Raw genomic sequence first — 6,762 nt, 5'->3', positions numbered from 1 at the left:
GCGCTTGGGGAGACCGCCGCCGCAGGTTGCCGGCCCGGAACTGATTGTCAGGACAGAGCACAGGAATGTTGACCCACGGATTCCCGTGCGACCATAGCACTAGCTCCTTTGGGAAGGAAGAGATGTCGGCATAGATCGCTTCGCATCCTGATACGGCGGATCGGCCAGGGTGCGGATGTACGCGATCAGCGCCTGGATCTCCACATTCGACAGCGTATAGCCGTAGGGCGGCATTTCTGGAGAGTTGTTCAGGGCCGGGCCGCCGTGGGTGATGATAGCCGTCAGATCCGCATCGGAAAGCTTGTTCAGTGCGGCGCCTTCGGTGAAAGGATGCGGTTTGGTGGAGAGGTTGTCGTAGTTGGAAACCCGCTCGGGCGTGGACTCCGGATTGTGGCAGCGATCGCAATATGTCGCGCTCAGCTCGCGCCCCCAAGTTTGCTGGTATCCGAGCGCGATCTCCTCGGTTTGTATTGTCAACGGCTTCCCTGCCCGATCGTGACTGGTGGCAGTGATGCGGTAACGGCCAGAAGTTTCTCCCATGCTAATGGTCGACGTGAATTGGCCGCTATCGTCGGTGAGGCCGACCGCCGGCGTTGCGCTGGCGCCGTTAGCTCCCTGGATCGAGACCGGCGCACCCGTGACGGCGTTGCCTTCAGCGTCGTTGATCTGCACCACCAGCGACTGGGGCAACGCGGTGCCAGTGGTGCCGAGTTGCTTGTCACCGCTCACGATGGTGATGGCGGTACCGAATGCCTTCGGCTGCGGTGCACTTTCTGGTTTTGTTCGGGCGCAGCAAGCCAGAGCCAAGCTCATTGCAATCAATAGGCACGTCTTCATTTCCTGGCCTCCTTGGCAGGCTGTCCTTTGAGCGAAACTAAGTACGCCGTCAGCGCCCGCGCGTCGGAATCGCTCAGGTGCTGGTTGGGCTCCAGCGTGCCGGGGCGCAGCGCCTGCGGGTCTTTGAGGTAGTGGAAGATCCAGGCGGGGGTGAGCCGGGAACCTACCGCGGTCAGGGTCGGCCCGATGTAGCCCTTGTCTTTGGTAGGGTCTACGATGTGGCAGGACTGGCAGGCATATTTTGAATAGAAGAGTTGCCGGCCGGTTTCAATCTCCGCCGAGGTGAAGCTCGCCGGAACGGAATCCTGGTCAAAGGCAGGCGTTTGGAAAACCGTCATGATGTAGTCGGTGAGGGTCTGGATCTCGCTATCGGTGAGGTTGAACTTCGGCATACGTCGGATGAGAGCCGGCCGAAGTGTGTTGGGGTTCTTGAGGAATGCCACCATCCAGGCGCGCTGCACCGAGCTGCCTTCCCAGCTCAGGTCTGGCGCCATGTCGCCACCGCGACCGTTTATGGTGTGGCAACTGAAGCAGCGCAGGTCGGCCATCAGCTTGCCGGCTTGTCCTGCGGGCTGATAATTCGTTTGCGGATGCGAAGCCTGCCGGTACTGCGGAGGTTCATCCTGTTGGCGGTCGCTTTGCGCCAGAAGGGCGGTGCTGAGGGCATCAATCTGCGCGTCCGTTAGGGTGAATTTCGGCATCTTCAAATTTGTGCCGAACGCGCGAGGGTTCGTAATTTTCGCCGCGATGTATGCGGGAAGCGTGTGCTCCATTCCGGGCAGGAACAAGAGCTGTACCAACGAGCGGCTACCGACGCGGGTGAGGTCAGGAGCGAAATTATCCGGCTTCTTCACTCCATTGATTCGGTGGCAGGCGGCGCAACCCAGCTCAGTAACCAAGCGTTTACCGTGTGCGACCTGGTCGGGCGTGGATGGCTCCAGGTGAACGTTCGCAAGAAGGTCGCTGTCGGTTTTGGCCATCAGGAACCCGGTGAGGATTCCAATCTGCTGGTCGGTAAAGCGGTAATGCGGCATCTTGGTCTCGGGATCGTAGTGTCCCGGATCTCGAATCCAGGCTGCCAGCCACTCGGGTTTCAGTTTGCTACCGACATTTGTCAGTTCCGGACCCAATGTTCCGCCAACCAGATTCCCTGCGGCATTTTGAGTGGCATGGCATGAGGCACAAAACGATTCGCCATAGAGCATGGGGGCGGCAGTAGGATCGGAACTCTTCCCAACCGGAACCTGCATGGTGTCGCCCTGCAGAGGCGTGCTCTGCGACATCAGGAATGCAGAAATATCGCGCGCGTCATCCTGAGTGAGCTGGAAATTCGGCATTGTCGCAGTCGAGGCGTAGGCCTGCGGATTCTGCAGCCAGGCAAAAACCCATTCGCGTGTGGTCTTATCCGCAATATGTTCGAGCGAAGGCGGATCGTCAGTTGCAGTGAGAACTGTGCCGTCGCCCTCACGCACGGTGTGGCAATGGACACAACCTTCACGCGCCAGCAAATGCCGTCCGTAGTTCAACCGCGGCGTGCTGCGCAGTTCGGCCAAATGGCACTCACCGCAGGCGGATTCGTCATATTTTGCCGGCAGGACCGGTTGCTCCCATGCCAATGTGCTGCGATGCGCCTCCTCCACCGTGGTCGCCGCGCCCTGGCCGCGATGGCACGCCACGCAGCCGAATTCTGTGAGCTGATGCGGAACCCAGGGATGGGGCCGGTAGGGCTGCAGGCGAACGTCGCGGAGGGTGTTTTCCTTCATTGCCAGATGGCAGGTGCCGCAACGGTCGACTACACCCATCTTCGGAATCCAGATCTGCTGAATCCCGGGCGTGAAGTGTCGATGCAGGGTGACCGCATCGCCGCGCGTGGCAATGAGTCGAAGATAGCCCCTCTGATAGGAACGCCACTGACGGAAGAAATCTTTGGCGGGTGAGATCGCCAGTGCAATTAGCAGCGCGAGGCTCATGGTGCCGAAGGCACGTGCCGGATCACCGAAGAAGGATTGACGCACCCGCTTCATCATGGCATCACCTTCCAGGGCAGGACGAGCGACCAGCCTGGACCACGGAAGAACGTCCCCACTACCGTGAGCACCACCAACTCCGACAGGAACCAGGTCATCATCCAGAATGAGAGCGGTTGGGCAACCAGGGCGGCGCGGAAGCCTCCTTTTGGAGGCGATCCCGCCCAAAGGGCCGCCATTCCGGCAAAGGCCACTATGAGGACGGTGGGTACCAGCGCGTCAAACACGCCGAAATAGGTAAGGAACGCACAAAGCGCAACACTGATTGCAGCGAAAATCTTTATGCGCCGGGCGCGGTCTTTCAGGAACAGACCTTCCGCCTGAATGTTCACATTGAAGTAAGGGATGATGATGAGTGCAATGATGACCAACGCCGGAATTAGCACGCCGGCCACCACCGGCGGAAAATAGTGCAGTAGTTCCTGAAGCCCCAGGAAGTACCACGGTGCCTTTGCCGGATTGGGAGTGTGCAGCGGATCGGCCAGCCCTTCTAGCGGCGCGTCAAAACGCAGGGAGATGATGACCAGTACCAGGGCAAAGGCCTCCAGCGCCACCGCAATGCGCAAGAAGGCATTGGGAAAGGTCATCACGTTCGGTTCATCTTCCGCCTTCACGGCGGCGGAGGTGCGGCGAGTGATAAACGCAATGCGCACGGGCGCCTTGCGCGCGTCGGAATCCATCGCCGCGGTGAAATCGTGATCAGCCACGGTCATACCCCTTTCCCACATAGAGGCCACCGTCCTTGCGGATACGCCAGAAGTGAATGGCGATAAAGAAGACGGCCGCAATCGGCAGCAGCACGCAATGCAGAACATAGAAACGCAGCAGAGCGTTCGCGTCCACAATATGTCCGCCCAGCATAAGGAAGCGGATCTTAGCCCCCAATACGGGTACTGCGGAGGCAAGATTGCTGCCCACGGTCACCGCCCAGAACGAGAGCTGGTCCCACGGCAGCAGATAGCCTGTATAGCTGAGAAACACCGTAATCAGGAGCAGCACGACGCCGATGACCCAGTTGAACTCGCGCGGCGGCCGGTAAGCTCCGCGATAAAACACCTTGAACATGTGCGCGAACACAAGCAAAACCATCGCGTGCGCCGACCAGCGGTGCAGGTTTCGAAGGAAGACACCGGAGGAGACGACGAACTGCAGGTCCTTCATGTCGGCGTAGGCCTGCGGAACCGACGGATGGTAATAGAGCATCAGGAGAATGCCGGTGATGATCAAAATGACGAAGGTGCCGAACGTCATCGCGCCCAGGTACCAGGTGGGTCCAAATTCCAACACCTTGCTGCGCGTCTTGGCGGAAAACAGGTGAAGAAATACGTTCTGTTGAATGGTCAGGACGCGCTTCAAATTGCTTTCGCCCGTGCCGCTGCGGAAGATGGAACGCCACACACGGGTGGTGCGAAGCCGGTCTGCGTAGATTTCAAGTTCCTTGGTTTCCATATTCATACCTGCACAAAGTGATCGCGTGTGACTTTGATAGAGCGGTCCACCATCAAGTCGCCATCATCGTTCACCCACACACGCAGCCAAGGCAGCGGCCGTGGCGCAGGGCCCTCAATCTTGGTGCCGTCTTTGCGAAACTTGCTGCCGTGACAGGGGCAGGCGATCATGTCGAGCTCCTGTTTCCACGCGGTGACGCAGCCAAGGTGGGTACAGATGGCGGAGAGCGCGTAAAAGCCGGCGGGATCACGAACCACGTAAATCGTGTTCTCCAGGTCAAAAGTGACGGAGTTCACTTCGTAGTTTTCCGGCTTACCCTCGTTCACGATGGGCGAGGGCTCGAACAACACGTTCGGAGAGAGATACTGATAGCCGAACACAGTGGTACCCAGCGCCGCCACGGCGATGGACCCGGCGCCGATCTTGACAAAAAACTTTCGCCGGCCAGGATCTTTGGGCGCGTCTTTTGAATCGAATTTCTCCTCATCTGACATTTCTATTTCCTCGGCGCGAATGGGCTGGGCCCATCCATGCTGCGGATTGAGACCAGCTCCGGTTGTTCGGTGATGAAGTTGTAGGCCTCCATGGTGATGGTGCCGGCGGGGCAGCGCAGCGCACAGAGACCGCAGCGGATACAGCGCGTCTCATCCTTGAGCATTGCTGAACCGGCAATGATGCCCATCTCGTCGGCGGCGACATCGTCCAGTTCGGTGGCGAAGATCTCCTGCTCGTCGCGGATAGCGGCCAGCGCTTCCGGTCCGAACTGAATACGGTCGAGCGAGACAAGCTGGAGGCAACGTTCCGGACAGACATCGACGCAGCCGCCGCAAAGCACGCACTGAGTGCCGTCAACCAGCGTGCCTTCGAAGATTGTGTTGATCCAGCAGCGTAGACAGCGTTGCGCCTCGGCCCTGGCCGCGGTTTCGTCGAATCCAACCTCGACTTCGGTCACGCCGGTGCGCCGATCCAAGGGGAGCATGGGAACCGGCTGACGCTCGGTGCTGAGCGCTTCCGGTGAATTGAGCTGCCCTTTGAGCAGCTCGATTTCGATCACGGGATCGCCGTGGGTACGACCCAAGAGGTACTCGTCAATACCGATAGCGGCGCGCTTACCGTCACCGACGCTGTCAATGATCAACCGCGGACCAAAGACGCAGTCTCCACCGGCGAAGATGCCGGGAGCCGTAGTCATCAGCGTGCTGCGCTCGACGGCGATCAGCCCGCGGGGGGAGACCTGGATTCCGTCTTCGGGCCGGATGAACTCCAGATTCGGCGCCTGCCCAATCGCCATAATGATGGTGTCGCAGGGCAGCACCTTCTCGGTGCCATCGTAAAACGCAGGATTGAACCTCCCTTGCGCGTCGAAGACCCACTTAGTGTCGACAACCTCCAGTCCCGCCACTCTGCCGTCCTGTTCGAGGATGCGCTTAGGACCAAATCCCGGATGAATGGTGATGCCTTCGGTTTCGGCTTCTTCAATTTCTTCCAGAGCCGCGGGCATTTCGTTCCGGCGTTCCAGGCAGACAAGGTGGACCTCGCGCGCCCCCATGCGCAACGCGGAGAGCGAGACGTCTACCATCTCCCGGGCGGCTACAGCGGCCACGCTTTCCTGTTTCGGCTCCATTTCAGCGGCGCCGTGCTGTTCGAGCACTTCACGTGCGGCGGAGCGGGCAACATCCATGGCGACATTGCCGCCGCCGATCACGATCACTTTTTTGCCGATGGTGAACTTGTAGCCGAGGTTCACGTTCAGCAGGAACTCAATTCCCTTCAGCACGCCATCGGTGTGCACACCGGGAATATTGAGGTCTCGGCTGCGGTGCGCACCGACTGCGATAAGTACCGCGTCGAAGCCGTTGTGGCGAAGTTGGCCGATCTCAAAATCACGCCCCGCCCTATGGTTGAGCTTCAGGGTGATGTCGCCGGTTTCCAAAATTTCGCGGACCTGCGCTTCCACAACGTTCCGCGGCAGGCGATATTCCGGAATTCCTAGGTAGAGCATGCCGCCGGGAACCGGTGCGGCCTCAAAGATGGTGATCGAGTAACCCATGAGCGCCAGATCGTGCGCAGCAGATAACCCCACCGGCCCCGAGCCGACGATGGCAACCTTCTTGCCATTAAGTTTCGGCTTGGGCCGCTCGGCAGCTTGGTGACGAGATTCCGGTCCGTAGCGCTCGGTGAGAAACCTCTTCAGCGCACGAATGGCGATGGGACTGTCGATTTCTCCGCGGCGGCATGCAGTTTCGCAAGGATGCGCGCAGACCCGGCCACAGATGGAAGCCAGCGGATTCGGATCGCGTGCAAAGCGGTAGGCCTCCTCGAACCTCCCCTCCGCGATCAAGCCCACATAGCGTCCGGCGTTGGTGTGCGCCGGGCAGGCGGTCATGCAGGGGAAATTGGTGTTGAGCCAATCCCGGTCCACTTTTTTGTTAACGAACCTTTTCTGCAT

At 59.6% G+C, this 6,762-nt stretch carries 6 protein-coding genes; all 6 read right to left on the bottom strand.

Going from position 1 to position 6,762, the window contains the following annotated elements; translation table 11 throughout:
• Positions 1–99 precede the first annotated feature (99 nt).
• The 6 genes from ROO76_00465 to ROO76_00440 are packed head-to-tail and all read right to left on the bottom strand — an operon-like array spanning position 100 to position 6,762.
• Positions 100–837, bottom strand: coding sequence for a cytochrome c (locus ROO76_00465; GenBank protein MDT8066616.1), 738 nt, complete (start codon positions 835–837; stop codon positions 100–102).
• Positions 834–2,864, bottom strand: coding sequence for a c-type cytochrome (locus ROO76_00460; protein ID MDT8066615.1), 2,031 nt, complete (start codon positions 2,862–2,864; stop codon positions 834–836). The genes ROO76_00465 and ROO76_00460 overlap by 4 nt, the downstream gene beginning before the upstream one ends.
• Positions 2,861–3,577, bottom strand: coding sequence for a hypothetical protein (locus ROO76_00455; protein ID MDT8066614.1), 717 nt, complete (start codon positions 3,575–3,577; stop codon positions 2,861–2,863). Before ROO76_00455 ends, ROO76_00460 begins: the two co-directional genes overlap by 4 nt.
• A complete protein-coding gene (locus tag ROO76_00450) occupies positions 3,564–4,313 on the bottom strand; it encodes a cytochrome b N-terminal domain-containing protein (GenBank protein ID MDT8066613.1) in 750 nt (249 codons plus the stop codon). The genes ROO76_00455 and ROO76_00450 overlap by 14 nt, the downstream gene beginning before the upstream one ends.
• 2 nt (positions 4,314–4,315) lie before the next feature.
• Positions 4,316–4,807, bottom strand: coding sequence for a ubiquinol-cytochrome c reductase iron-sulfur subunit (locus ROO76_00445; GenBank protein ID MDT8066612.1), 492 nt, complete (start codon positions 4,805–4,807; stop codon positions 4,316–4,318).
• A 2-nt stretch (positions 4,808–4,809) separates the two neighbouring features.
• On the bottom strand, positions 4,810–6,762 hold the full coding sequence (locus ROO76_00440) for an FAD-dependent oxidoreductase (GenBank protein ID MDT8066611.1): 1,953 nt from the start codon (positions 6,760–6,762) through the stop codon (positions 4,810–4,812).

The organism is Terriglobia bacterium (assembly GCA_032252755.1).
Classification (GTDB): domain Bacteria; phylum Acidobacteriota; class Terriglobia; order Terriglobales; family Acidobacteriaceae; genus JAVUPY01.
This window is presented reverse-complemented; position numbering and strand designations above follow the sequence as displayed.